Source organism: Rhodanobacter sp. A1T4, assembly GCF_014207185.1.
Taxonomy (GTDB): Bacteria; Pseudomonadota; Gammaproteobacteria; order Xanthomonadales; family Rhodanobacteraceae; genus Rhodanobacter.
This window is the reverse complement of sequence record NZ_JACHCP010000009.1, coordinates 65,893-91,435: the sequence shown is the minus strand read 5'-3', so window position 1 is coordinate 91,435 and position 25,543 is coordinate 65,893. Positions and strand designations below refer to the sequence as shown.

The 25,543-nt window shown below is 60.4% G+C and carries 20 protein-coding genes; 15 read left to right on the top strand and 5 right to left on the bottom strand.

All coding sequences use genetic code 11. The features are described 5' to 3' along the window. Positions 1–148 precede the first annotated feature (148 nt). The 13 genes from hfq (at position 149) to HDE80_RS17595 (ending at position 17,200) form a co-directional block, all read left to right on the top strand. The gene (gene hfq, locus HDE80_RS17655; RefSeq protein ID WP_184673084.1) at positions 149–430 is read left to right on the top strand and encodes an RNA chaperone Hfq; all 282 of its coding nucleotides are present in this window, start codon (positions 149–151) and stop codon (positions 428–430) included. 57 nt (positions 431–487) lie between these two features. After that, the gene (hflX, locus tag HDE80_RS17650; RefSeq protein WP_184673082.1) at positions 488–1,855 is read left to right on the top strand and encodes a ribosome rescue GTPase HflX; all 1,368 of its coding nucleotides are present in this window, start codon (positions 488–490) and stop codon (positions 1,853–1,855) included. Between the two features lie 184 nt (positions 1,856–2,039). Continuing rightward, positions 2,040–3,125 (top strand): FtsH protease activity modulator HflK, encoded by a 1,086-nt coding sequence (hflK, locus tag HDE80_RS17645; protein ID WP_184673080.1) that lies wholly within the window; start codon positions 2,040–2,042, stop codon positions 3,123–3,125. Beyond that, entirely contained in the window at positions 3,122–3,991 is an 870-nt protein-coding gene (hflC, locus tag HDE80_RS17640) for a protease modulator HflC (RefSeq protein WP_184673078.1), read from the top strand. Before hflK ends, hflC begins: the two co-directional genes overlap by 4 nt. A 305-nt stretch (positions 3,992–4,296) precedes the next feature. Further along, positions 4,297–5,589 (top strand): adenylosuccinate synthase, encoded by a 1,293-nt coding sequence (locus HDE80_RS17635; protein ID WP_184604610.1) that lies wholly within the window; start codon positions 4,297–4,299, stop codon positions 5,587–5,589. 134 nt (positions 5,590–5,723) lie between these two features. Further along, on the top strand, positions 5,724–6,704 hold the full coding sequence (locus HDE80_RS17630) for a Fic family protein (protein WP_184673076.1): 981 nt from the start codon (positions 5,724–5,726) through the stop codon (positions 6,702–6,704). A 273-nt stretch (positions 6,705–6,977) separates the two neighbouring features. Beyond that, on the top strand, positions 6,978–8,525 hold the full coding sequence (locus HDE80_RS17625) for a class I SAM-dependent DNA methyltransferase (protein ID WP_221437690.1): 1,548 nt from the start codon (positions 6,978–6,980) through the stop codon (positions 8,523–8,525). Then, positions 8,522–9,793 (top strand): restriction endonuclease subunit S, encoded by a 1,272-nt coding sequence (locus tag HDE80_RS17620; protein WP_184673072.1) that lies wholly within the window; start codon positions 8,522–8,524, stop codon positions 9,791–9,793. The genes HDE80_RS17625 and HDE80_RS17620 overlap by 4 nt, the downstream gene beginning before the upstream one ends. Next, positions 9,790–12,999, top strand: coding sequence for a type I restriction endonuclease subunit R (locus HDE80_RS17615; RefSeq protein ID WP_184673071.1), 3,210 nt, complete (start codon positions 9,790–9,792; stop codon positions 12,997–12,999). The genes HDE80_RS17620 and HDE80_RS17615 overlap by 4 nt, the downstream gene beginning before the upstream one ends. Positions 13,000–13,202: 203 nt before the next feature. Then, a complete protein-coding gene (locus HDE80_RS17610; protein ID WP_184673069.1) occupies positions 13,203–13,691 on the top strand; it encodes a DUF6496 domain-containing protein in 489 nt (162 codons plus the stop codon). A gap of 35 nt (positions 13,692–13,726) precedes the next feature. After that, positions 13,727–13,981, top strand: a complete 255-nt coding sequence (locus HDE80_RS17605) for a hypothetical protein (protein WP_184673067.1) — start codon at positions 13,727–13,729, stop codon at positions 13,979–13,981. A 265-nt stretch (positions 13,982–14,246) separates the two neighbouring features. Next, positions 14,247–15,743 (top strand): amidase, encoded by a 1,497-nt coding sequence (locus tag HDE80_RS17600; protein ID WP_184673065.1) that lies wholly within the window; start codon positions 14,247–14,249, stop codon positions 15,741–15,743. A gap of 236 nt (positions 15,744–15,979) precedes the next feature. Beyond that, complete coding sequence (locus HDE80_RS17595; protein ID WP_255483914.1) at positions 15,980–17,200, top strand: GAF domain-containing sensor histidine kinase; 1,221 nt, start codon at positions 15,980–15,982, stop codon at positions 17,198–17,200. 5 nt (positions 17,201–17,205) lie between these two features. On the opposite strand, the gene HDE80_RS17590 is transcribed toward HDE80_RS17595, so the two are convergent. The 3 genes from HDE80_RS17590 to HDE80_RS17580 form a co-directional block, all read right to left on the bottom strand. Beyond that, positions 17,206–17,433, bottom strand: a complete 228-nt coding sequence (locus tag HDE80_RS17590; RefSeq protein WP_184673063.1) for a hypothetical protein — start codon at positions 17,431–17,433, stop codon at positions 17,206–17,208. Between the two features lie 305 nt (positions 17,434–17,738). Further along, the gene (locus HDE80_RS17585; protein ID WP_184673062.1) at positions 17,739–18,086 is read right to left on the bottom strand and encodes a hypothetical protein; all 348 of its coding nucleotides are present in this window, start codon (positions 18,084–18,086) and stop codon (positions 17,739–17,741) included. Positions 18,087–18,425: 339 nt separating this feature from the next. Next, positions 18,426–19,307, bottom strand: coding sequence for a hypothetical protein (locus HDE80_RS17580; RefSeq protein WP_221437689.1), 882 nt, complete (start codon positions 19,305–19,307; stop codon positions 18,426–18,428). Between the two features lie 511 nt (positions 19,308–19,818). Between HDE80_RS17580 and HDE80_RS17575 the strand changes: the two genes are divergently transcribed. Then, positions 19,819–21,780, top strand: a complete 1,962-nt coding sequence (locus HDE80_RS17575) for a serine hydrolase domain-containing protein (RefSeq protein WP_184673060.1) — start codon at positions 19,819–19,821, stop codon at positions 21,778–21,780. Between the two features lie 16 nt (positions 21,781–21,796). On the opposite strand, the gene HDE80_RS17570 is transcribed toward HDE80_RS17575, so the two are convergent. Next, positions 21,797–22,603: a CHAD domain-containing protein gene (locus HDE80_RS17570; RefSeq protein WP_184673058.1), complete on the bottom strand. Its 807-nt coding sequence runs from the start codon at positions 22,601–22,603 to the stop codon at positions 21,797–21,799. A gap of 157 nt (positions 22,604–22,760) precedes the next feature. On the opposite strand from HDE80_RS17570, the gene HDE80_RS17565 reads away from it, so the two are divergent. After that, positions 22,761–24,356 (top strand): inorganic phosphate transporter, encoded by a 1,596-nt coding sequence (locus HDE80_RS17565; protein ID WP_184673056.1) that lies wholly within the window; start codon positions 22,761–22,763, stop codon positions 24,354–24,356. Between the two features lie 100 nt (positions 24,357–24,456). Here HDE80_RS17565 and HDE80_RS17560 read toward each other — a convergent pair whose 3' ends face one another. Further along, positions 24,457–25,500 (bottom strand): PHB depolymerase family esterase, encoded by a 1,044-nt coding sequence (locus HDE80_RS17560; protein WP_184673054.1) that lies wholly within the window; start codon positions 25,498–25,500, stop codon positions 24,457–24,459. Positions 25,501–25,543 lie beyond the last annotated feature (43 nt).

Genomic DNA, 25,543 nt, shown 5'->3' with positions numbered 1-25,543 from the left:
AGGCGTCTCAGTTCCCCAGTCTGCGGTGCCCTACGCAAAAAGCCCCTTTCATCAGGCATTTAAAAGCGGTTAAGATCGAGGTCATGTTGGGCCGAGGCGCCTTTGGCGTTTTTTCTCGGACCTGGTCGCACCAAGGGGAGAATAAGAAATGTCCAAGGGACAATCGTTGCAGGATCCGTTTTTGAACGCGTTGCGTCGCGAGCGCGTGCCCGTAGCCATCTATCTGGTCAACGGCATCAAGCTGCAGGGCACGGTCGAGTCGTTCGACCAGTTTGTGGTGCTGCTGCGCAACCAAGTCAGCCAGATGGTCTACAAGCACGCCATCTCTACCGTGGTGCCCAGTCGCAACGTCAAGATCGGCAACGGCCATGATGGCCCGGATGGTCACGACGGCCATGCCGATGCGTCCTCGGCTGACTCCGACGCTTGATTGACGGGGCGTCAGCCCGCATGAAGTGGGTAGGTTTCCATCAGGCCACACCCAGACGTGTTTGATAGACAGAAAAGAGGCGATCGCGCCTTGCTTGTGCTGCCGCACTCCCGTGCCGAGCACGATACGGTGCGTCGCGGCGAAGAATTCGCCGAGCTGGTGAAGTCGGCGGGTGCCGAGGTGCTCGGTACCATCGCTGCCCGTGTCGAGAATCCCAACCCGCGCTATTTCATCGGCACCGGCAAGGCCGACGAAGTAGCCGAGGCTGCGCGGGCGGTCGGTGCCGATCTGGTGCTGGTCGATCACGAGCTGACGCCGGTGCAGGAGCGCAACCTTGAAGAGCACCTGGGCATTCGCGTGGTCGATCGCGCCGGCCTGATCCTCGACATTTTCGCCCAGCGGGCGCGTTCGCACGAAGGCAAGCTGGAAGTGGAGCTGGCTCAGCTCAAGCACATCGCTACACGGCTGGTGCGCGGCTGGACCCATCTTGATGCCCAGCGCGGCGGCGCTATCGGCAACCGCGGCCCGGGTGAAACCCAGCTCGAGCTCGATCGCCGGCTGCTCGCCGAGCGCGTCAAGATGCTCACCAAGCGGCTGGAAAAAGTGCAGACCCAGCGCACCCAGCAGCGCCGCGCGCGTCTGCGCAACACCGTGCCGCGGGTCGCGCTGGTCGGTTATACCAACGCCGGCAAGTCCACCTTGTTCAATGCGCTGACCACCGGCGAGGTTTACGCCGCCGATCAGCTGTTTGCCACACTCGATCCCACCGTGCGAAAGCTGGAAGGCCTGACCTGCGGCCCGGCTGTGCTGGCCGACACGGTCGGCTTTATCCGTGAGCTGCCGCACGATCTGGTTGCCGCCTTCCGCGCCACCCTGGCCGAGGCGCGCGATGCCGATCTGCTGCTGCACGTGTGCGACGCCTCGGATGACGAGCGCGACCGCCTGCATCACGTGGTCGATACCGTGCTCGAAGAAATCGATGCCGGCGGCCTGCCGCAGCTGCAGGTGATGAACAAGATCGACCTGGTACAAGGTCAGCCTGGCGACTCCGCGGGTGATGATCAGGCGGTGGCTCGTACTTTGCCGTCAAGCATCACACCGCGCATCGATCGCGACGCCGCCGGTAAACCGACGCGGGTCTGGTTGTCCGCCGCTACTGGTGAGGGCATCGAGCTGCTGCGTCAGGCGCTGGGCGAGCTGCTCGGCGGCGAGCGTATTCAGTCTGGGCTGCAGTTGCCGCTTTCCGCGGGTCGCTTGCACGCTCGGCTCAGGGCCGCCGGTGCGATCACCGGCGAAACGGTGGACGAGCATGGCTGGCAGCTGCGCATCGATGCCCCGCGCAGCGTTATCGCCCCGCTCAGTGGCGGCGATGCCACCGAGACCCAGCTATTGCGTGAACTGCTGGCCGAGGCACCCTCGCCGTAAGCCACTGAGCCCCAAGGTCGCGGACGACGGCAACACACTCTGGTAGAATCCACGGTGTTTGTGCGGCCAAAAACCTTTCGGGCAGCACCCCGTTTCGACAGTATTGGCTACCTCACATGCGCTATCCCCCTCAACGTGTGTTCCGGCCGTGGTTGCCGGCCTCCCGCCTCCAAGGAGACTGACAGTGGCATGGAATGAACCCGGCGACGGGCAGAAGCGTGATCCGTGGGGCAAGAACAACCGCAAGCCGGACGGCAAGTCGCCACTGGACGATCTGTTCAAGCAGGCCAAAAAGCTGCTCGGCTCGCCCAAGCAGATGTCGCGCAACCTGATCACGGGCGTCATCGTGCTGCTGGTTGTGGGCCTGCTGCTGAGCAGCTACACCGTCATCGAGGCCCGCCAAGTTGGCGTGGTGCTGCGTTTTGGCGGTTACTCGCGCACGCTCGGCCCGGGTTTCCATCTCAAGCTGCCGCAGCCATTCGAGTCGGTCGAAAAGGTCGACATCGCCCGCGTGCGCTCGGTCAATGACAAGGTCACCCTGCTGACACGCGACGAGAACATCATCGCGGTGGATTTCACCGTGCAATACCAGGTGACCGATGCGCAGAAATATCTGTTCTCGCTCAACGATCCGGACGGCACCGTGCAGGCGGCAGCCGAAGCCGCCGTGCGCAGCGTGATCGGTGGCAGCACCATGGATCAGATTCTTTCTGGCGGCGGCACGCCGCTGGTGGGGCAGGCCAAGCAGGCTGTGCAGAAAACCTTGGATGCCTATAGCGCAGGCATGCAGGTCAGCGACGTCAGCTTCCAGAGCGTGGCGCCGCCGAAGGACGTGAAAGACGCTTTCGACGACGTCAACAACGCCCGCGAAGACAAGCAGAGCAGCGAAAACGCCGCCCAGGCCTACGCCAGCAAAGTGCTGCCCATCGCCCGCGGCGACGCCTCGCGTATCGCGGCCGACGCCGAAGGCTACAAGGCCGAGCGCATCGCCCGCGCCGAGGGTGACACCACCCGCTTCAACCTGATCCTGAAGGAATACAAGGGCGCGCCCGAAGTCACCCGCCGCCGTCTGTACCTGGAAACCATGGAGCAGGTGATGGCCAACAACACCAAGGTCGTCGACGGCTCCGGTGGGCACAACATCATCAATCTGCCGGCGGTCAGTGGCGATACCACCAGCACGGTTCCAGCGACGTCGGCCACCGTCAACGCGGTTGTGCCGGCATCCGTCGATGCACCGGTAACCGACGACAAGGGCAAGCAGCCATGAACAGAATCATTATTGCTGCTGTCATTGCGCTGCTGATCATCCTCGGACTCAACAGCCTGTTCGTGGTCAAGCAGGGGCATAGCGCACTGTTGCTGCAGTTTGGCCGTGTGCTGCGTTCGGATTACCAGCCGGGCCTGCACGCCAAGATTCCGCTGATGCAGCAGGTGGTGGAATTCGATAACCGCATTCTGTCGCTCGATGCGCAGCCGCAGCAGTACATCACTGCCGAAAAGAAAAGCGTCAACGTCAACTTCTATGTGAAGTGGCGTATTGCCGATGCTACCGCCTATTACGGTGCCACTGGCGGTGATCCGTTGCAGGCAGCGCAGCGCTTGATGCCGCTGATCAACGACGCTCTGCGTGCGCAGTTCGGCGAGCACAAGCTGGACGAGATTATCGACGGTGGCAGCCAGCAGATTACCGAGCAGTCGCGCACCGTGGCCGACGCCGCGGCGCGCAAGAGCCTCGGCATGGAAGTGGTCGACGTGCGCATCAAGGGCATCGACCTGCCGGACGAGGTCAACGCCGCCGTCTACAAGCGCATGCGCGCCGAGCAGGTGCAGGTCGCCAACCAACTGCGCTCGGCCGGACAGGAAGAAAAAACCAGAATCCAGGCCGATGCCGATCGCCAGATCGTCGTACTGAAAGCCGATGCCGAACGCGACGCCGAAAAAGTACGCGGCGACGGTGACGCCCAGGCCGCCGCCATCTACGCACAGTCGTACGGTCAGGACCCGGAGTTCTACAACTTCTACCGCAGTCTCATTGCGTACAGCACCGCATTCAAGAACGGCAAGGGCGTCTTGATCCTCAAGCCCGATTCGGAATTCCTGCGTTACTTCGACGATCCGTCGCCGAAGCACTGAGCCGTCGGCGATCCCGGCAACACAAGCCGCATCGTAAACCGTGTCAAAGAACTCGCCCCTTCAACGGGGTAAAACATTTCGAGACTCAAGCGAAAAAATCATGGGTAAGTCAGTAGTCATTCTTGGTGCCCAGTGGGGGCGAGCCGGGGTTTAACGGAATGCCTTGAAGGGCATTCCGTTCCGGCGAGCGCCGGAGGCAGGATGCCGTAGGCCGGGTGACTTGATGAGCGATGGATCGCGAATCTAGTCACCGACGTCGCCCCACCGCGGGGTAAATCATTCTTGAGACATGAGCGAGAAACATCATGGGTAAGTCAGTAGTTATCTTGGGTGCCCAGTGGGGCGACGAAGGCAAGGGCAAGATCGTCGACCTGCTGACCGAGCGCGTCGGCGCCGTCGCCCGTTTTCAGGGTGGCCACAACGCCGGCCACACGCTGGTGATCAAGGGCAAAAAGACCGTGCTGCATCTCATCCCTTCGGGCATCCTGCGCGACGACGCGCTGTGCCTGATCGGTAACGGCGTGGTGCTGTCGCCCGCCGCACTGATGGAAGAGATCGCCGAGCTCGAGGGCAATGGCGTCGAAGTGCGCTCGCGCCTCAAGATCAGCCCGGCCACGCCGCTGATCATGCCGTACCACATCGCCGTGGATAAGGCGCGCGAGATCGCGGCCGGCGGTAAGGCCATCGGCACCACCGGTCGCGGTATTGGGCCGGCGTACGAGGACAAGGTCGCCCGCCGCAGCATCCGCGTGGCCGACCTCATGTACCCGCACGAACTGCCGACGCTGCTGAAAACCGCCGTCGATTATCACAACTTCATCCTCACCCAGTGGCTCAAGGCCGAGCCGGTCGATTACGACACCGTGCTCAAAGACGCGCTGGCCTGGGGCGAATACATCCGCCCAATGGTCGACGACGTCGCCACGATCCTGCATGACGTGCGCAAGAGCGGCGGCAACATCCTGTTCGAAGGCGCGCAGGGCGCACTGCTCGATATCGATCACGGCACCTATCCGTACGTCACCTCCAGCAACACCACCATCGGTGGCGCGCTGGCCGGTACCGGCGTCGGCGCCAGCGATATCGACTATGTGCTGGGCATCTGCAAGGCCTACGCCACGCGCGTCGGTAGCGGTCCGTTCCCGACCGAGTTGAACGATGAAATGGGCGAACGCCTGCGCAAGGTCGGCAACGAGTTCGGCGCCAGCACTGGCCGTCCGCGTCGCTGCGGCTGGATCGATCTGGTCGCGCTCAAGCGCGCTACCCAGATCAACGGCATCAACGGCCTGGCCATTACCAAGCTCGACGTGCTCGACGGCCTGGACACCATCAAGGTCTGCATCGCATACGAGTACCGCGGCAAGCGTCGCGAGCTGGCCCCGCTCGATGCGGATGGCTGGGACGAGTGCAAGCCGGTCTACCTGGAATTCCCCGGTTGGCAGGAATCCACCGCCGGTATCCGCGACTGGAACCAACTGCCGCCCGCGGCCCGCGCCTACTTGCGCGCCGTGGAAGAACTCTCCGGCTGCAAACTCGCCCTCGTCGCCACCGGCGCCGACCGCGAAGACACCATCGTGCTGGATGATCCGTTCGCCTGATTGTTTCACTAGAGTGGTTCACGCAAAGAGGCCCCGCACAGCGGGGCCTCTTTGTTTCCGATGGCGTATCCAATAGAGCAGGATGTCGCTGTTACGATGGTGGAATTCCAGACATCATCCGGTGCCATTGCGAAATGCCTCGCCGTTATCAGCCGCCGTTTCAGATTTCCACGACCGCACTCAACTTGGTCGCGCAGATCAGTGAATTGCTGGGGCGCTGGTCGGTGTCGGCTCATGCTGCACTGGCGCCGCAGTTGCGTCGCGACAATCGCATTCGCACCATCCAGGCATCGTTGGCGATCGAGAACAACAGTCTGAGCCTGGAACAGGTCACGGCGGTACTCGCTGGCAAGCGCGTGCTGGGTCAGCCACGCGAGATCCAGGAGGTGCGCAATGCCTTTGTCGCCTATGAACACATGGCGGATTGGCAGCCGGATTCACGCAACGACCTGCTGAGCGCCCACGGACTGCTGATGGCGGGGCTGGTGGATGCACCGGGTCTAATTCGCCGGGGCGATGTCGGCATCTATCGTGGTGACAAGCTGGTGCACATGGCGCCACCCGCCAGTCGTGTCGGCACCCTCGTTGATCAACTGCTCGGCTGGCTGGAGCGCACCGACACGCATCCGCTGATCGCCAGCTGCGTATTCCACTACGAATTCGAGTTCATCCATCCCTTCGCCGATGGCAACGGGCGCATGGGCCGACTGTGGCAGACACTGATGTTGAGCCGCTGGCAGCCGCTGCTGGCGTACCTGCCGGTGGAAACGGTGATCCGTTCGCAGCAGCAGGATTACTACGCGGCGCTGGCCGCATCGGACAAGGCATCCGACGCAACGCCGTTCGTGGAATTCATGCTGCGGGCTCTGCATACTGCCATGACGGAAGCTGTTTTGACCGGAGCACCTGATCAGGTGTCGGGGAAAATGTCGGGCAAAGTGTCGGGGAAAATCCTGGTCGCCGTCCGCAGCAATCCGGACATCACGATCCCCGAACTGGCCAAGCTGGCAAGAGTCAGCTCGCGAACGATCGAACGGAACCTGCAGAAGCTGCAGAAGCAAGGCCTGCTGCTGCGCGTCGGGCCAGCCAAGGGCGGTCATTGGGAGCTTGGCTGACTCCCGTATTGGAGTGGCTAGATCTATCCCCGTGAGCCGTCATTCCCGCGAAGGCGGGAATCGCCCTTCAACGACGAAGCCGATCATCTACTTTGATTGTTCTGTTCTAGCCATTGCCAAACAAAAGCCCGCAACGCGGGGCTTTTTCATTGATGCGCACACCGATGCTGTAAGCCCAAGCTGACAGACCGTCAGGCATTCGGGATACTGCGGTTTGGATTGGAGTCCGGCAGGGTGCTGGGCTCTTCGAGAATGTTCAGGAGTACGTGGAACGTGGCAGCCGATCTAGTCGCCGTCGAGAACCGTCTGTGGGCCACCGCAGACCAGCTTTGGGCCAATACGGGTTTGAAGCCCTCCGAGTTCTCCACGCCGGTGTTGGGCCTGATCTTCCTGCGCTATGCGGACAAGCGCTTTACCGATGTGCAGGCGGTGCTCACCGCCAAGGGGCTAACGCCGGACGATCTGGAGCCGTTCGAGTATCAGGCCGAAGGCGTGATGTATCTGCCAGACGAAGCGCGCTTCTCGCATCTGCTCACGCTCACCGAAGGCGACAACCTGGGCAAGGCCATCAACAATGCGATGGCGCTGGTCGAGGCGCACAACGAGGATCTGAAGGGCGTGCTGCCACGCAGCTTCAACAAGCTGCCCAACCCCACCCTGGTCGAGCTGCTGCGCCTGCTAGCGCCGCTGGAGCTGGAGGGCGATGCGTTCGGCAAGGTGTACGAATACTTCCTCGGCAACTTCGCGATGAAGGAGGGCCAGAAGGGCGGTGTGTTCTACACGCCCACCAGCATCGTGCGGTTGATCGTGGAAATCATCGAGCCGTATCACGGCCGCATCTTCGATCCCGCCTGCGGCTCCGGCGGCATGTTCGTGCAGTCGGCCGAGTTTGTGCGGCGTCACCACAAGAACGCCACCAGCGAGCTCACCGTGTTCGGCACCGAGAAGGCCAGCGACACCGTCAAGCTGGCCAAGATGAATCTGGCCGTGCATGGCCTGTCCGGCAAGATTGTCGAGGCCAACAGCTTCTACGAAGACCCACACAAGAGTGTGGAGCGCTTTGATTTTGTGATGGCTAATCCGCCGTTCAATGTCTCCGGCGTGGACAAGGATCGCCTGAAGGACGATCCGCGCCTGCCACTGGGCCTGCCCAGCACCGACAACGCGAACTACCTGTGGATTCAGTACTTCGCCTCCGCGCTCAATGCGAAAGGCCGCGCCGGTTTCGTCATGGCCAACTCGGCCGGCGATGCGCGCGGCAGTGAGCTGGAAATTCGCAAGAAGCTGATCCAGTCCGGCGCGGTGGATGTGATCGTCAGTATCGGTTCCAACTTCTTCTACACCGTCACGCTTCCTTGCACGTTGTGGTTTCTCGACATGGGCAAGGCGCGTGATGAGAAGCGACGCGATCAGGTGCTGTTTCTCGACGCGCGGGCGGTCTTCCGGCAGGTGACGCGGGCGGTACGCGACTTCACCGACGAGCAGGTCGAGTACCTCGCCAATATCGTGCGGCTGTATCGCGTCGAGAAGCCGGAGCTGGATGCGGGCAGCAAGGCGTTGCTCAAGGACGTGTTCCCGAAGATGCGCTATGCCGATGTGGCCGGGCTGTGCAAGGTCGCGACGCTGGAGGAGATCGAGGCGCAGGGATGGAGTTTGAATCCGGGGCGGTATGTGGGCGTGGGGGAGCGGGCGGCGGATGAGTTCGATTTCGAGGAGCGGCTGCGGGAGTTGAACGAAGAGTTTGAGGTGCTAGCTGGAGAAGCTCGAACGCTTGAGCTGCGCATTGCCGAGAACATTGCTGGGATAATCACACACCAATGAAGCTGATATCTATCGGAGAGTTGGAGCGACTTGGGGCCATCCGCGAAATTCAAGATGGAAATCATGGCGAACTTCACCCAAAGTCAGCTGAATATGTGAAGAGCGGCATCCCGTTTGTGATGGCAAGCAACATTCGTGATGGTCGATTGTTGCTGGACGCATGCGAGCATCTGCCCAAGTCGCGTGCAGATAGCTTACGGATAGGTTTTGCGCTTTCTGGTGACGTGCTCCTCACTCATAAGGGAACTGTGGGCGAAGTAGCCTTAGTACCTGATGTGCCGGACTACCTCATGCTCACTCCGCAGGTGACTTACTACCGAACGGAGGAATCAAAGCTCTCAAATCGCTATCTCGCTTTTGCCTTCCGGTCTACGTACTTCAAGGATCAGCTCGGCAGCATCTCGGCTCAGTCAACACGACCCTATGTCGGGATTACGGCTCAACGTCAGCTGAAAATCCAATATCGAGAGCTTCCGGAACAGCGTCGTATCGCCTCCATCCTTTCCGCCTACGACGACCTGATCGAGAACAGCACGCGGCGCATCGCGATTCTGGAGGAGATGGCGCGGCGCATCTACGAGGAGTGGTTCGTCCGTTTCCGCTTCCCCGGTCACGAGGTCGTGCGAATGGTTGATTCCGAACTGGGACTGGTGCCAGAGGGATGGGGGATCGTTGCCGCGACGCAGGTGATGGAGATCAACCCGACCACCAAGGTTTCCAAGGTGGGCCAGAAGCCATTCTTGCCGATGAACTGTCTATCCGACGGCTCCATGCTGATTGGCAGTCCGGGTGAGCGCGAAGGCAACAGCGGCTCAAAGTTTCGCAACGGCGATACTTTGTTCGCGCGAATCACACCCTGCCTGGAAAATGGCAAGACGGGATTCGTCCAATTTCTGCCCGACGACGAGGCCACGGCGTTTGGCTCCACAGAGTTCATCGTGCTCAGATCTCGAACTCTCTCACCAGAGTTTGTGTACTTGCTGGCGCGATCGGAACCGTTTCGCGAGAACGCAATCAAGAGCATGTCAGGCGCATCGGGAAGGCAGCGGGTACGTGAGGCGTGTTTCGATTCGTTCCTGTTGGCGCAGCCCACTCGCGAGCTGCTCTCGCAGTTCGAGAGCGTGGTTCGTCCGATGTTCAAGCTTGTAAAAGCTCTCGCGCTGAAGAACACCAACCTCCGCACAACCCGCGACCTCCTTCTCCCCAAACTCATCTCCGGCGAACTGGACGTCTCCGCCATGCCCGCGCCCGAGTCCATCGCCGCATGAAGCCCGTCTCCGGCATTCGCGAGGTCGCCGCGAGTTACGGCGAACTGCTGCTGGTGGAGCAGCCGTCGATTGCGTTGCTGGAGTCGCTGGGCTGGACGTATGCCAACCTGTTTGCAGAAACCTTCGGTGCGGCGGGCACCGAGGGGCGCAGCAGTGAACATGAGGTGATCTTGCTGCGTCGCCTGCGCGCTGCGCTGGAGCGGCTGAATGTTGAGCTGCCCACGGCGATTCGCGCCGAGGCGCTGGATCAGGCGGTCGAGCAATTGGCTCGCGACCGTTCCCGACAGATCGCGGTGAATGCCAACCGCGAGTTTTATCAACTGCTCAAGGATGGTGTGCAGGTCACCGTGACGGACGAGCACGGTGGACAGGTCAGCGAGACCGTGCGCGTGATCGACTGGATCACACCGACCAATAACGACTTCTTTCTCACCTCGCAGATGTGGGTGGCCGGCGACATGTACCGCCGCCGTTGCGACCTGCTTGGTTTCGTCAACGGCCTGCCACTGGTGTTCATCGAATTGAAGAAGCCGTCGGTGCCGCTGAAGAGCGCGTTCGACGACAACCTGCGCGACTATCGCGGCCAGTCGATCCCGCAGCTGTTCCATCCGAACGCTTTCATCCTGCTGTCCAACGGCTCGGATACGCGGGTCGGCACGCTCACCAGCGCGTGGGAGCATTTCTTCGACTGGAAGCGCGTACTGGACGAGGACGAGCCGGAGCCGCCGCGGAAGGTGTCGCTGGAAGTTGCCTTGCATGGCCTGTGCGAGCCGGCGCGCCTGCTGGACTACGTGGAGAACTTCACGCTGTTCGAGGAAGGCAAGGGCGGCTTGATCAAGAAGGTGGCGAAGAACCACCAATTTCTCGGCGTCAACAAGGCCATCGCGCGGCTGGTGGAGTTGAAAGCGGAGCAGGGCGCGGAGCGCAAACGGCTGGGCGTGTTCTGGCATACCCAGGGTTCCGGCAAGTCGCTGTCGATGGTGTTCTTTGCCGACAAGGTGCTGCGCAAGCAGTCGGGCAACTGGAGCTTCGTGATCGTCACCGATCGCGAAGAACTGGACGAGCAGATCAGCAAGACCTTCAAGGCGACCGGGGCGACGACGCGCGAGGATGTGCGCGCCAGCAGCAGCGAGCATCTCAAGGAGCTGCTGCGCGGGCATGAGCGTTACATCTTCACCCTGATCCAGAAGTTCCGGAATGAACCGGGCCTACCGTATCCGTTGCTGTCGGAGCGCTCCGACATCATCGTGATCACCGATGAGGCACACCGCAGCCAGTACGACATCTTTGCGCTGAACATGCGCCATGCCTTGCCCAACGCGGGTTTCATCGGCTTCACTGGCACACCGCTGATCAAGGGCGAGGACGAACGCACCCGCGAGTTGTTCGGCGACTACGTGAGCGTGTACGACTTCGCCCGCTCCATCGAAGACGGCGCGACGGTGCCGCTGTACTACGAGAACCGCATCCCCGAGGTGCAGCTGACCAACGAGCAGCTCAATACCGACATGGAGCGGCTGCTGGATGACGCCGAGCTGGACGAGGCGCAGCAGAAGAAGCTGGAGCGCGAGTTTGCCCGCGAGTACCACATCATCACCCGCGAGGATCGGCTGGAAGCGATCGCCGCCGATGTGGTGAGCCATTTCACCGGGCGTGGCTATCGTGGCAAAGCGATGATGGTGTGCATCGACAAGGCGACCGCCGTGCGCATGTTCGACAAGGTGCGCGCGCGCTGGCACACCGAGGTCGAACGTCTCAAGGCAGACCTAGCCAAGGCACATGGCGAAGATCGTGAGCCATTGATCGCACGCATCCGCCTGATGGAAGACACCGACATGGCGGTGGTGGTATCGCAGGGCCAGAACGAGGTGGAGGATCTGCAGGCAAAGGGCCTGGACATCCGGCCGCACCGCGAACGGATGGTGCGGGAGGAACTGGCCGAGAAGTTCAAGGACGAGAAAGACCCGCTGCGGCTGGTGTTCGTCTGCGCCATGTGGATCACCGGCTTCGACGTGCCGACCTGCTCGACTATCTACCTCGATAAGCCGATGAAGGCGCACACGCTGATGCAGACCATCGCGCGTGCCAACCGCGTGGCGCCGGGCAAGGAGTCCGGGTTGATCGTGGATTACGTCGGCATTTTCCGTGCGTTGCAGAACGCGCTGGCGATTTATGCGCAGCCTGTCGACGGCAAGGGCGGCAGTTCACCGATCCTGAGCAAGGACGCACTGGTGGCGGCGTTGCGCGAAGCCATCGGCGAAGCCCGCGGGTTCTGTCAGGTGCTTGGCGTGGATCTGGATGCGATTGCCTGCTCGCGCGGCTTCGAGCGCATCGGTTTTATCGATGATGCGATCGAGGCGATCCTGCAGTCGGACGCCAGCAAGAAACACTACGTGCAGATCGCCAATCGTGTGGCGCGCCTGTTCAAGGCGATCCTGCCCGATCCGATGGCGAACGAACTGGCACCGCTGGCGGTGCTGGTGGCCTATCTCGCCGCCAAGCTGCGCGCCGGGACGGAACAGCCGGATATCTCCGCGGTGATGGCGGACGTGGAGGAGTTGTTGAACGACTCCATCGCCACCGAGGGCTATCACATCGGCCAGACCGACAAGCCCACGCAACTGGTCAATCTCTCCGAAATCGACTTCGCGGCGCTGCAGGAGAAATTTGCCCAAGGCAAAAAGCGCACCGAGGCGGAGAAGTTGCGCCGTCTGATTGAAGGCAAGCTGGCGCAGATGCTGCAGCTCAATCATTCGCGTGCGGATTTCGCCGAGAAATTCCAGAAGCTGATCGATGCCTACAACGCCGGCAGCAAGAACATCGAGACTTTTTTCAAAGAGATGGTGGATTTTGTCGGCGAGTTGAGTGAGGAAGATCGCCGAGCGGTTGCTGAGGGCCTCACCGAGGAAGAACTGGCGCTCTTCGACATTCTCACCAAGCCCGAGCCAGTGCTTACAAAGAAAGAAGAGGCAGAGGTCAAGGCCGGCTGTCGCGAGTTACTTGAAACGCTCAAGCGAGAAAAGCTCGTGCTGGATTGGCGCGAGAAGCAGCAAGCCAAGGCTGGTGTGATGCAGACACTCAAAGTTGGTTTGAGAAAATTGCCGGCCCCTTTTACGCGCGATCTTCAGCAAGAAAAATTCGCGCGAGCCTTTGCACATATCTATGACTCATATTCTGGCGCGGGGCGTAGCGTTTATGGAGTTTGAGCATTGCTATATTTTCGAACACTGAAGATCGGATAGCAGGGTAGCCGTATTGCGTCTGTTCGACTGCGTGCATCTGTGTCCCATCGTAGTGAATGCAACAGTCGCCAAATCATTGTCAAACTCCTGATTGACACGACATCCACAGCGCCGCGCGCTAAATCGGGGCACTGTCGCCAGTCGACGCCACATGCGGGAGCATCGCCATGGCTATTGAGAAAGCGCGTGCTGCAGCGAAGAAGGATAAGCGTGAGGGCAAGTCCGCCAGCACGCAGGCGGGTGAGTATGTGCATGAGGTGATCGAAAATATTCGCAAGGGCAAGCACGGCGCGCGTTCGGCCAAGCAGGCGATTGCGATTGGTCTGTCCGAGGCGCGGCGCGACGGCGTCAAGTTGCCGGTGTCGAAAACGGCCAGCAAGACGGTAAAGAAAAAGGCCGCGCAGGATACGACGGCGGGTAAGCATCCGCACAAGCCGTCGGCCACACGATCGAAGGCGATCACCAAGGCGCTGAAGAAGGAAGGCCACAGCGCAGCGTCCACCAAGGCGCTGTCTGCGCAAACCAAAAAGGCCAGTGCCAAACGCACGGCTGCATCGCGTTCGGCTGCCGCGAAAAAGGCGGTGAAGACGAAGGGTGCAGCAGGGCGATCCGCCGCCGCGAAAAAGGCTGCGCGCACGCGCAAGAAAGCCGACTGAACGACCCGACCGATGTTCTGTCGAGGAGCAACCACGTGACACAGCAGCAACCCGGTGAAATTCCGATACCGCGTCATCCCGAACCGATTGATCCGCCGGTTGATCCGAATGGCCCGCGGCCCCCATTACCGCAGCAAGAGCCACCGGTTCCACATCCGTATTCTCCGCCACCGACCAGGCCCGAACCAAGCGACCCACGCAAGGCGCCGGTGATCACGCCGGGCGGCGTGCCGGAAACACCGATCAGCAAACGACCGATTCCCGGCAAGACGGGTGATGCGACGTCGTGACGTGCGGAAGGAATCGTATGGCTAGCAAATGCGGTGCCGACGCATGAGGTCAGAGTTCCTCATTAACGACCAGCGTGAAGCAATATGAAAGTTCGGTGCGACCCGGTTTTGCCTTTTGACCTTGATGCAGGCGCATGGTCTGTGCAATCGATGTGCAACAGATCCTGCACGAACAAGATTGTTTGAACGATCAAAGGCGCTTCAAAGGGAACCTGTGTAATCTGCGTGAGTTCAATCCACGCCATCCCGTTTTCATGAGGCGCCCATGTTCAAGGAATACACCCGCTACGACGCGAGCGGTCTGGCCGAGCTGATCGCCCGCGGCGATGTTTCGCCGACGGAGGTATTGGAGGCTGCGATGGCAAGAGCGGCCGAGGTGAATCCAAAACTTGCGGCGATCTGCATTCCGATGGATGCGATGGCGCGCGAGCGGGTGAAGATGTCTTTGCACGGTCCGTTCGCCGGCGTGCCTTTTCTGATCAAGGACATTGCGCAGGATTACGCTGGCGTGCCGACCACTGCCGGGAGCAGGGCGCTGCGCCACTGGACGCCGACCAGGCATGCAGAAATTGTGCAGCGGTTTCTCGATGCGGGGCTGGTGATCTTCGGCAAGACGTCGACGCCCGAGTTTGCGTTCAAGGGCGAGACCGCGCCGCTGATCTGGGGCAGCCCCACGCGCAACCCGTGGGATCTCGACCGTACATCCGGTGGTTCATCCGGCGGTGCGGCGGCGGCCGTGGCGGCGGGGATCGTGCCGGCAGCGGGTGCGTCGGATGGTGGCGGCTCGATTCGAATTCCTGCGTCTTACTGCGGATTGTTTGGGTTGCGCCCTTCGCGTGGTCGTGTGCCCAGCGGGCAGGCGCATGGCGAGTTCTGGGATGGCGCATCGAGCCAGCATGCTTTGACGCGCAGCGTGCGCGACTCGGCGCGCATTCTCGATGCCATTGCTGGCGCCGACGTCGGCGCACCGTTCGTGATCGCACCGCCCGAGCGCTCTTACGCGGAAGAGATACAGCGGCCGGCGGGCAAGCTGCGCATTGGCTACAGCGTGCAATCGCCGTTGGGTACGCCGGTGCATCCCGAATACGTGCAGGCGGTGATGCGCACGGCAAAGCTGCTCACGGATCTTGGCCACGATGTGGAGCCTGCCCAGCCCGAAGTCGATGGCCACGCGCTGGCACGCAGTTTCATCACCATGTATTTCGGCCAGGCGGCGGCGAGTATCGCGCAGGCCAGGCGTCTCACCGGCGCAGGTAACGAGGCGTTTGAACTGGAGACGCGCGTGCTCGCGTTGCTCGGTCGCACGCTTAGTGCCGGTGATTATGTGGATCAGCGCGCGCGCTGGAACGACTATGCGCGTGCGCTGGGTCGTTTTCATCAAAGCTACGATCTTTACCTGACGCCGACAGCGGCGCAGCCACCCAACCGCATCGGTGAACTAGCCACGCCGCCGCTGCAGCAGGTCGCGGCAAAAATCGTGCTGGCGCTGGGCGCGGGCAAGCTGCTTTTCAAAAGTGGCATGGTCGACAAATTGGTGGCGACGAGTTTGCAGCGCGTACCGTTTACCCAGCTGTCCAACCTCACCGGCACGCCGAGCATGTCGGTACCACTGCACTGGGCACCGGCAGAAACGGGTGGCGCAGAACTACCCTACGGCGTGCAGTTTGTGGCGCGCTTTGGTGATGAGGCGATGCTGTTGCGCTTGGCCGCGCAACTGGAGCAGGCGCAGCCGTGGAGTGAGCGCAGGCCGCCGCTGCAGTAAGGCGGATCCCTGATCCCTAATGGCGAAGTACCACTGCCGTTGGTGAGCTCGCTGAAGATCGGATGGCGGCGCTGATCTTCAGCGCGAGCTACAGACTGTTCTTCGCTTCTGGCATCATCACATCAACAACACTTCCAGAAAACAGACAATACAGGTGGACGTCTAAAGTGACGTATCGCCTTGTGGCGAAATGGATCGAGCTGTCAAAATTTCTCGGATGACCTTTGGGGGGCTTGTTGAAACAATATTCCACGCCAACTTTGCCGCCGTTGGTTGAATCCCGGCGACTATCGGTACTGCATTCCTACGATATTCTGGACACGCCGCGTGAGGCTGCCTTTGACGACATCGCTCGCATCGCGTCGATGGTCTGCGGCACGCCGAGGGCGTCGATTACCCTGATTGACGCCGAGCGGCAGTGGTTCAAATCAGAGATCGGAATGGGTGGGTCGGAGACGCTGATCAATGCGTCGATCTGTGTGCATGTCATGCTGGAACATGATGTGTTGATTATCCCCGATATCAGTGTCGACGCACGCTTTGCCAACAACCCCTTGTTCACCGACGATCCCGGTCTGAAGTTTTATGCCGGCGCACCGATCACGACGGCGGACGGCGTCTCAGTGGGTACGGTCTGTGTGGTGGATACGGTCACACGCATCTTGACACCTGAGCAGATAGACACGCTGCGCATGCTGGCGCGTCAGGTAATGCTGCTGCTGGAGTTACGCAAGATGCTGAAGAACAGCGAACGTAGCAGTGACTACCGTGCCCACCTGCTGGCGAATGCAGCGCACGAACTGCGTCAGCCGCTGTTTGTGGCATCGCTTTCGGTGCAAAGCCTGTTGCCGGACGCGGCTCCGCAGCAGATCAAGCGCCTCAAGCTGGCCGATGGCGGTATGGAAACCATCAAAAATGGCCTTAATCGCATGCTTATTGCGGCTAGTGTCAGGGCGACTTTTACGTTGGCCAATTTCGCCGATACAAACCTCGGCGATATTCTTGAATATATCAGTGCCAATTTTGCGCCGGCCGCCGAACACAAGGAGATTCGCTTTCGCGTGATGCGTACACGCCTGAAGGTGATCAGCGACGCCGCCAAACTCGAAACGCTGGTCGGCAACCTAGTGGCCAATGCGGTGAAGTACACCGAAGCGGGCGGACGGGTTGTCATTGGTTGCCGCCGTCACTCCGATCACGTCGCGCTGCATATCATCGATACGGGTATCGGCATGGCGAACGAAGCCATCGATGCGCTGTTCGAGGCTTTCCGGCAAGGGGAGGCGAGGTCCGGAGGGCATGGTTTGGGCCTATGGATCGTCAAGCGGACGGCCGAGGCGCTGGGTATTACGGTGCAGGTGCGGTCCATCCCGAGTCAGGGGACGCATTTCACACTGCGCATTCCTGCGTTGCCATCTCCTGATGTATCCGATGAACCGGCGATTCAAATAGTCTGAGCAGACTATTTGAACGGAAGCATGTCAGGGCCGAACGTGCGCCAATTGCCGTCGGCACCCTGAATGGCGATACACGCCTGGTCACCACATTTTTTGACGGCAGCGTTGGCTGATTGCATCGCGAACGCAAGTGCGGCGACACGGGAATCGAAGTCCTTGCGGCCTTCGGCCAATCCATCCAGATGCCACGTCTGTATGTTCCCCTGTTCGTAGGGAATCTCGTAAAAAATCATGGCTCACTATCCTCGAACACCACGTGCGGTGCGATTATCGAGATAGTCGATGCATTGCTGGCGTGAGGGCCAAGATGGCTGAAGCGTGTTGCGTACGCATAAAGCGTGATGGAGATCACTCATCACGAAGAGGCATTTCTGATTTCCGTATTGATGAATAATCGATTGGCGCTGAGTACAGGCTTGCTTCGAATCGGCAGATCAAGAAGTGCACCACCGATGAGGATCGGCGGTGCACGCTGAGCAGCATACAGCGTTGGCAGTGTCGGCCCCGATCGACACCCGGGATCGAATCAAGGTATCGATCAGTGCTTCTGACGACGGATGCGACGGCTGTCCTGATTCTCGGACTTGTTCAGGCGCTTGTCTTCGCCCTTGGTGAGATGGCCGTTGTGCTTGGCTTCGTCAGCACTCTCGCGCTGGGCAATATTGGAGTCCTGCTTCTCATCGCGGGCCGCCTGTTTGGCGTTCATCTTGCCATCGGCAACGCCGTTCTGGATGCGATTTTGTTGATTGCTCAGGCGCTGGTTCACTTCATTGACACGCGGATGGCCGGGAACGGCGGTGTCCTGTGCGATGACGGTGCCCGAGACGAATGCCGAAAAAGCCACCAGGCCGATCACGCTGAGGCGAAACGTTGCATTGGTTTTCATCACTTCATCCTATTTGGGTGAGCAAGAGTGAGTAAGGCTATGGACATTGGCGTCCTGCAAGGAAACACCATCTCATGTGTGTCTGATTTGGAATAATTACCCCGCGCGCGGCATCTCCCATGCCGCTATCGAGCTGGCCCGCTACGTTCGATGTGTGGCTGAGGGCGGGCGTGCAGGGTAGAGAACGTGAAGTGTCCGCAACACGTTGACTACACTTCTTTACAAATATCGCTACGGTTCAGACTCGCGGCAGTGCAGCAAATAGTGGGTCTTGGGACATGTGTGCAGATCAATTGCGCGATAGGCACGACAAACCATCGATTCAACTAATGCTACGCTTCAGTGTGATGGACTGAGTAGCGCCGCACGTGCCGTAGGCGAGGTGAATACGCAGGTCACATCATGCGCACAGTCGGGGATAACCACGACGGCTCGATGCTTGTTCGGCGCGAGAAGCTGGCGATCGTACGCAGCGTAAGCCAGCCCGCGCTGCAGTCGAAAGCTGCCCTGTGCTTCAGCGGCGCAGGATTTGTCGAGGATGTGCGAGTACGTACCTCTACCGGTGCCGCTGTCTTGTGCGGCTTCCAGATAGAAGATGTCAGCGCTGGCGTAATGCGCGCGTGCAACTGATGCTGCGCGCTTCAGTGAAGCAGGTAATCCATCGGTGCCGTATTTCCATTGATTGACGGTGGGGCAGGCATTGATCGGTGGAGCGAGATGGAAGCGGCAGCTCGCATCTGCACAAGTGGATTCGCTTGTCGGGTCCCCATCTGCGACAGGCCGTACACCGTCGAAATACAACCACGTTCCTGGATCGGCGACGACGTAGCGGAGGGCCACCTTGCTGGAAACATCCGCTGCCGCAAAGCCAATGTAGTGCTGCACCATCTGCGCACCGGCAGAGAAGCCAGCGATCGTTACCACGCTTACCGTTGGCCACCGTCGCGTGACTTCAACGACTAGCGCATCCAATGCGGTGAACGAGGTTATGCCGCGTGCGTTGTCTGCTTCACCACCATCCAGCCAGCTGGCACAGGTCCATAGAAGATCGCCGGTCTGCGCCGTGGGAACGCCGGCTGTCGAACACTTGCTGGCTTCATCAGGCGATACCTGGAAAACCGGCGCGATAATGACGGTGTTTTTCCTGGTGTCCGCCAAGCTTGATGCAGCCAGCGCTGCATTGAATGTGATGTTGGCATCGTGCGGATGGCCATGGATCACGATCAGTGCCGAACGGGGTCCAGTTGGCCCAGCTGCAGCTTCTGCTGATTGCGATGCGTAGTAGTGCAGCTGCCCCGAACCCGGTGCGGGTTGAAACGAAAAGTAGCAGTCATCGGATGCCTGCTGCTGGCAGGAAGGTACTGAGGCCGCATGAGCCGCTATCGGCAGCAAACCAAGCATTACCATGCCGATAACGGTGCGAAGAAAAAGCCGAACAATAGAACTCAAACCGTGAGCATGCATGAGGCGTCATCAAAGGCTTTGGTCTAGTCAGCGTAGAGCATGTTCAACGCGTGGGAGAAGGAGCCTTGCCAGAGCGTATTGGCTGCCTTCATAAACCTGACGAGTTGAGTTGTATCGGAAGTTTTCCTCAGGCGAAACGCGGTCTGAGCGCGTTTGATGCGGTGTGCGGTATCGCGGTGCATCGTAGACGCTTCGCCGATGCTAGGCTTTGACGCTATCGGGCATCGTATGCTCACACTGTCCCCGTTTCCGCTGGAGTTGCACTGTGATGAAACGCATCGTCCGCACCTTTGTCGCGTTGGGGCTTCTGCTGGTCGCATCGCTTGGCGCCGCACAGATCCAGATCAAACCGCTGAAGGATGCGAAGCCGAATATTCCGGTGACGATCGGCAGCCATCCGCTGACGGCGGACGATGCAGGCGCATGGCTCGATGGCCTGTTTCCCTACGGACTGGCCAAGAACAATCTGGCGGCGGCGGTCGTTGTGGTGGTGAAGGACGGCCAGATTCTGGTGTCCAGAGGGTATGGCTACGCCGACATTGCGGCGAATAAAAAGGTCGATCCGGCAACCACACTGTTTCGTCCGGGCTCGATCTCCAAGACGTTCCTGTGGACGGCAGTGATGCAGCTGGTCGAGCAGGGCAAGCTCAATCTCGATGCGGACGTGAACCAGTATCTGGATTTCACCATTGCGCCGCGCGACGGCAAGCCGATCACGATGCGCGATCTGATGACGCATACGCCGGGCTTCGAGGAGACGCTGAAGAATCTGTTTTCGCACGATGACCAGTTGCCGATGAGCAACGAGGCGTGGCTGAAGGAGTGGGTACCCGAGCGCGTGTTTGCGCCAGGCGAAGTATCGGCGTATTCGAACTATGGTGCGGCGCTGGCCGGCTATATCGTGCAGCGCGTTTCCGGCCAGCCATTTGACGAATACATCGAACAGCACATCTACCAGCCGCTGGGCATGCAACACGCCACGTTCCGCCAGCCGCTGCCGGCCAATCTCAAGGGTGACATGGCCAAGAGTTATGTATCGGCCAGCACACCGCCGAAGTCGTTCGAAATGGTCGTAAGCGACCCGGCCGGTGGCATGTCGGTGAGCGGCGAGGACATGGCGCGCTTCATGATCGCGCAGCTGCAGAACGGTACTTACAACAACATGCAGATTCTGCGGCCGGAGACGGCAAAGGCGATGCACGATTTCACGCACTATTCGGTGCCGGGGCTGATGCCGATGGCGTTGGGCTTCTATCACATGGATCGTAACGGCCAGACCATCATCGGCCATGGTGGCGATACCGAACTGTTCCACAGCGGGATGATGCTTTTTCTGCAGCAGAACGTCGGCATCTTCGTCTCGATCGATGGCGACAAGGACGGTGGTCTGCGTAAGCAATTACTGGATGGTTTTACCGATCGCTATTTCCCCGCGTTGCCGCAACTGCCGCAGCCGACGCTGGGTACGGCACGGGCGCATGGCATGTTGCTGGCCGGTCGCTATATCGGCAGCCGCGGGTCGTTCGACAATTTTCTGTCGATTGGCAATCTGCTGTCGCAGCCGAAAATTTTCATGACACCGGATGGCACGTTGATTACGCCGGACTTCAAGAATATGGCCGGGCAGCCCCGGCACTGGCGCGAGGTGAAACCATTTCTATGGCTGGACGATGCCAGCGGCAGCCATTTAGGTGCGCTGATGCAGAACGGCAAGCTGCGCTGGATTTCGTTCGATGAGGCATCGCCGGTGGCGGTGTGGATGCCGGTATCGTTTTGGCAGTCAGCCGCATGGAATCTGCCACTGCTGTATTTGTCACTGCTGGTGTTTCTGCTGACGGCGCTGCTCTGGCCTGTCGCAGCGCTGGTGCGTTATCGCTGCGGCAAAGCCTTTGCGCTGATGGGCGTGGCGCGGCGCTGGTATCGGCTCAGCCGAGTGGTAGCGATTCTGCATCTGCTGTTTGCCGCTGGTTGGCTGCTCGCGTTGCTGCAATTGAATATCGGCATCGCCCATTTCAACAACGCATTCGATGGCACGCTGCGCTTGATCCAGCTGATTGGCGTGCTGGCGATACTCGGCACGATCGCAGTGGTGATGAATGCCGTTTGCGCGTGGCGCCAGCCGAGCGGCTGGTGGCGCAAGACGAATAGTCTGTTATTGCTGATTGCTTGTCTCGCCGCGATCTGGTTTGCCTTCAGTCTGCACCTGCTCAACGTGCATCTGAACTACTGACTTGCATGCAGCTTGGTCAGTAGCGTGCGAGTTTGGTTTCCAGACGCAGCCGTTTGCGCAGGCTGGCGAGAATGCGCGGATCGGGAAAGGTCTTGAGCGCGGCGCGCAGTACCAGGATGTCCTGCCGCCAGCCCAGCTGATCGGCGAGGCGGGCCAGTGCCTTGGCGGATTTGCTTTTGTGCGTGTCGCTGGTCTGGATCTTGCTGCCGGCTAGTCGGTTCAGTGCATGAATCGTATTCAACTGCAGTCGCAGACGTCGCACGCGTCGTCGCCAGCGATGCAGGCTGGCGGGGGTTCCCTGTTCGGCGGCGTCGTGTTCGGACTTGTTGACCCGGCGATGGCTTTTCTTGATGGATAGCTGCAGCGATTTCTGACTGACGCGTTTCCAGCGCAACTTGTCGAACACGATGGCGATGTCACCTATCGCGGCGGTACGCCGAGCGAACGCAGGATCTTTGTCCAGCTCGGTTTCGAGGAGAAGGTCTCGCTGCACGGCCAGCACTTGCGCCGCGATTGCCCATTCACCCGTCTCGTCACCAATCGCCAGCTTTTCGGCCATCGCCACGACGACCTGCGAATCGCGCAGCGCCGAGAGGCGCTTGGCCTGATTTCGTAGCGCGATGTCGATCTTGGCCGTTTCGTGCCCAACCGCATCGCTGACCAGCGCGAGCAGGCTGCGCAGGCGGCGGATGGCCTTGCGTGCCTCGTGGATGCCGCGGTGCCGATCCTTCCTGTTGCCCAGTGCCTTGGCGATAGCCTTGCACTCCTTGCGGGCGAGGGCGGCCAGAAAAGTGCCTGTCACGGGTGGCGTATCGGCATTCATGAATCGGACGATCCTGGCTGACGAAGCGCCAGTGTACGTTGCAAACGCTCGAACCATGACAGTTTTATGGAGGTAAGCATCGATAAACCAACGGATGACATATGCAGGTCATATTCGGCTGCTTAAGTCGGGGACTCATCTCTACCGGTGCGCGACCATGAACAGCACGACCAGCTCCGACCTGATCGACAGCGTGAAGGGATCACCGAATCAACGGCTTTTCGGGTTCGGCATCTTTGGCCTGTGTCTGCTGATCGCCGCCATTTACGTGGGCGTGCAGCTCAATCACGACCTGACGATCATCCCGTCCGGCACGGCGACGAGCTATTTCCTGCTGGCCACCGCGCTGCTGATCGCGCTGGGTTTCGAGTTCGTCAATGGCTTCCATGACACCGCCAACGCAGTGGCCACGGTGATCTATACCCGCTCGCTGCCAGCGAGCTTTGCGGTGGTCTGGTCGGGCGGCTGGAATTTCGTCGGTGTGATGGTCTCCAGCGGTGCAGTGGCCTTCGCGGTTCTGCAGTTGCTGCCGATCGACCTCGTGCTCAACGTGGGGTCGGGTGTCGGCTTTGCGATGGTGTTTGCGCTGCTGATCGCCGCGATCATCTGGAACCTGGGCACGTGGTCGCTTGGCCTGCCGTCGTCCAGTTCGCACACGCTGATCGGCTCGATCATCGGCGTAGGCCTGATGAACCAGTTGATGCACGGCGGCGCGGCCAGCAGCAGCGTCGACTGGAGCCAGGCCTGGAACGTGGGCAAATCGCTATTGGTATCGCCGGTGGTTGGCTTCGTCTTCGCGGCGCTGCTGCTCTACGCGCTGAAACTACTGGTGCGCGTGCCGGCGCTGTATGCCGAACCGAAGGGCGAGCAGCCGCCACCGTTCTGGATCCGCAGCATCCTGATTCTTACCTGCACCGGCGTGTCGTTCGCACACGGTTCCAACGACGGCCAGAAAGGCATGGGCCTGATCATGCTGATTCTGATCGGCACGGTGCCCGCAGCCTATGCGCTGAACCGCACCGTGACGCCGAGCGAGACACAAACCTTTATCTCGGTGGCGCATCACGCTAGTGAAGTGCTGGGTCGTTACACCACCGGTGCCACGCCGGTGGCGTCGCCGCGCGACGAGATCGAGCATTACATCAATAGCCATCAGGTGACACCAACGACCTTGGTGGCAGTGCGTCAGTTGACCGATACCATCGGCAGTCAGGCCGGGCAAAGTCCATCGTTGTCGGACGTTCCGCAGACCCAGGTCAACAACGTGCGCAACAACATGTATCTGACCTCCGAGGCATTGCGCCTGATGGCCAAGACCAGGCAGCCGGCCTTCGCGCCGGCGGATCAGGCGGTGCTCGATAACTACCACACCTTGCTTGACCGCTCGACCAAGTTCATCCCAACCTGGGTCAAGGTGGCGGTGGCGATCGCGTTGGGCCTGGGCACCATGGTGGGCTGGCGGCGCATCGTGCGCACCGTCGGCGAGCGTATCGGCAAGCAACACTTGACCTATGCGCAGGGCGCTTCAGCGGAACTGGTGGCAGCGATTACCATTGGCGCAGCCGATCGCTTTGGTCTGCCGGTGAGTACCACGCATGTGCTGTCGTCAGGCGTTGCCGGCGCCATGGTGGCGAACGGTTCTGGCCTGCAGTGGAGCACCGTGCGCAGCCTGTTGCTGGCCTGGGTGTTGACCCTGCCGGTCTCCATTGCGCTGGCTGCCGGTCTATTCTGGGCATTCCGCCACGTGTTCTGAACTTGTGCGGCCGGTGCGGTGTTACACGTTTCTGCGGAGCCGCGCGTATCACGCGGCGTATCAATCGAGCCTGCGGCATCGGCCACACAGCAGCCACTGGTCAAGGCGGCTGCGCGTCGATTTGCCCCGTGAGTTCGATGCTGCGTGGCGCCGCCAGTCCGCCGTAATGGGCGTCGATCTTCTGGAGCAAGGTCCGCGCGTCATCACGCCTGCCATTGGCAAGCAGTGTACTAACCTGTTGCAGTTGGTCGGTCAGTTGCCTCTCGATGTGTGCGCGACAATCGGCGAGTTGGTCCGGGTTGTGTTGCGCATCTTTATCAAGCATATGCAATGCATGATCCAGAATTGCCGGATCGGCGACTGCATGCCATGCCCATGGCGCTGTCTCGACATCCACATTTGAAACGCACCAGGTCTGCATCGATTTTCGGCTGAGCACATCCATGGCGAGATTGGCATCGTCATGCTGACCGGTCACATAGACCAATCGTGTCGAATCCTGGAACTGTCGGAACAATTCCGCCGGAGGTAACGGGATCTGTTCGCCGATAGGATCGCTGCCGGCATCCAGCAGCACTCCGTGAAACAGATCCGGATAGCCAAGCGCAACACGCATGGCCACCCGTGAGCCGCCGGAAAATCCACCGATGTAAATCCGCTGCGGATCGACCGGATAGCGTCGGATGATGTTCTGCGCTGCAAGCAGGGCCAGCGGTTCGCGACGGTCGATTAGGTTGGCGTCATTACCCGAATTCGTCGCACTGACAAAGATCACACCGTGGCGATCCAGCGCCGCGATCCATGGTGCAGGAACGATGGCGCCTTGCCACGGCGGCACGAATACCAGCAGCGCATAACCGTGTGGAGGTACCTTGGCGGGTACATAGACGGCGAATCTTTCGTGTGCGAGATCGACAGGCTGTTCGCGCATGGCCTGATTCGAGCGCATCGATTCCCGATGTACGTGCAACGCGTTCAACGGACTCAACAGGCGCCGTGCCAGTTCGGCACTGCGCGAGAGCGGCGAATAGTCGGTGAACACCACATTGCGAAGCAGGCCGACGGCTGCTGTCGGCGTGTCGCTAGCGACCGCGTGCAGCGGCATCGACAAGGCACCAAGCATGAGCAGGCATCGCGCGATCATGCGGGTAAAGCTAGCACCGAAGACAAAAACTGGCGTGTGCCAT

Bases quoted from the DNA above. Each gene is read 5' to 3' on its own strand.
- HDE80_RS17570 (WP_184673058.1), bottom strand. From the start codon at position 22,603: ATGAATGCCGATACGCCACCCGTGACAGGCACTTTTCTGGCCGCCCTC.
- HDE80_RS17590 (WP_184673063.1), bottom strand. From the start codon at position 17,433: ATGATTTTTTACGAGATTCCCTACGAACAGGGGAACATACAGACGTGG.
- HDE80_RS17620 (WP_184673072.1), top strand. From the start codon at position 8,522: ATGAAGCTGATATCTATCGGAGAGTTGGAGCGACTTGGGGCCATCCGC.
- HDE80_RS17635 (WP_184604610.1), top strand. From the start codon at position 4,297: ATGGGTAAGTCAGTAGTTATCTTGGGTGCCCAGTGGGGCGACGAAGGC.
- HDE80_RS17610 (WP_184673069.1), top strand. From the start codon at position 13,203: ATGGCTATTGAGAAAGCGCGTGCTGCAGCGAAGAAGGATAAGCGTGAG.
- HDE80_RS17630 (WP_184673076.1), top strand. From the start codon at position 5,724: ATGCCTCGCCGTTATCAGCCGCCGTTTCAGATTTCCACGACCGCACTC.
- hfq (WP_184673084.1), top strand. From the start codon at position 149: ATGTCCAAGGGACAATCGTTGCAGGATCCGTTTTTGAACGCGTTGCGT.
- HDE80_RS17560 (WP_184673054.1), bottom strand. From the start codon at position 25,500: ATGATCGCGCGATGCCTGCTCATGCTTGGTGCCTTGTCGATGCCGCTG.
- HDE80_RS17565 (WP_184673056.1), top strand. From the start codon at position 22,761: ATGAACAGCACGACCAGCTCCGACCTGATCGACAGCGTGAAGGGATCA.
- HDE80_RS17600 (WP_184673065.1), top strand. From the start codon at position 14,247: ATGTTCAAGGAATACACCCGCTACGACGCGAGCGGTCTGGCCGAGCTG.
- HDE80_RS17615 (WP_184673071.1), top strand. From the start codon at position 9,790: ATGAAGCCCGTCTCCGGCATTCGCGAGGTCGCCGCGAGTTACGGCGAA.
- hflC (WP_184673078.1), top strand. From the start codon at position 3,122: ATGAACAGAATCATTATTGCTGCTGTCATTGCGCTGCTGATCATCCTC.
- HDE80_RS17585 (WP_184673062.1), bottom strand. From the start codon at position 18,086: ATGAAAACCAATGCAACGTTTCGCCTCAGCGTGATCGGCCTGGTGGCT.
- HDE80_RS17575 (WP_184673060.1), top strand. From the start codon at position 19,819: ATGAAACGCATCGTCCGCACCTTTGTCGCGTTGGGGCTTCTGCTGGTC.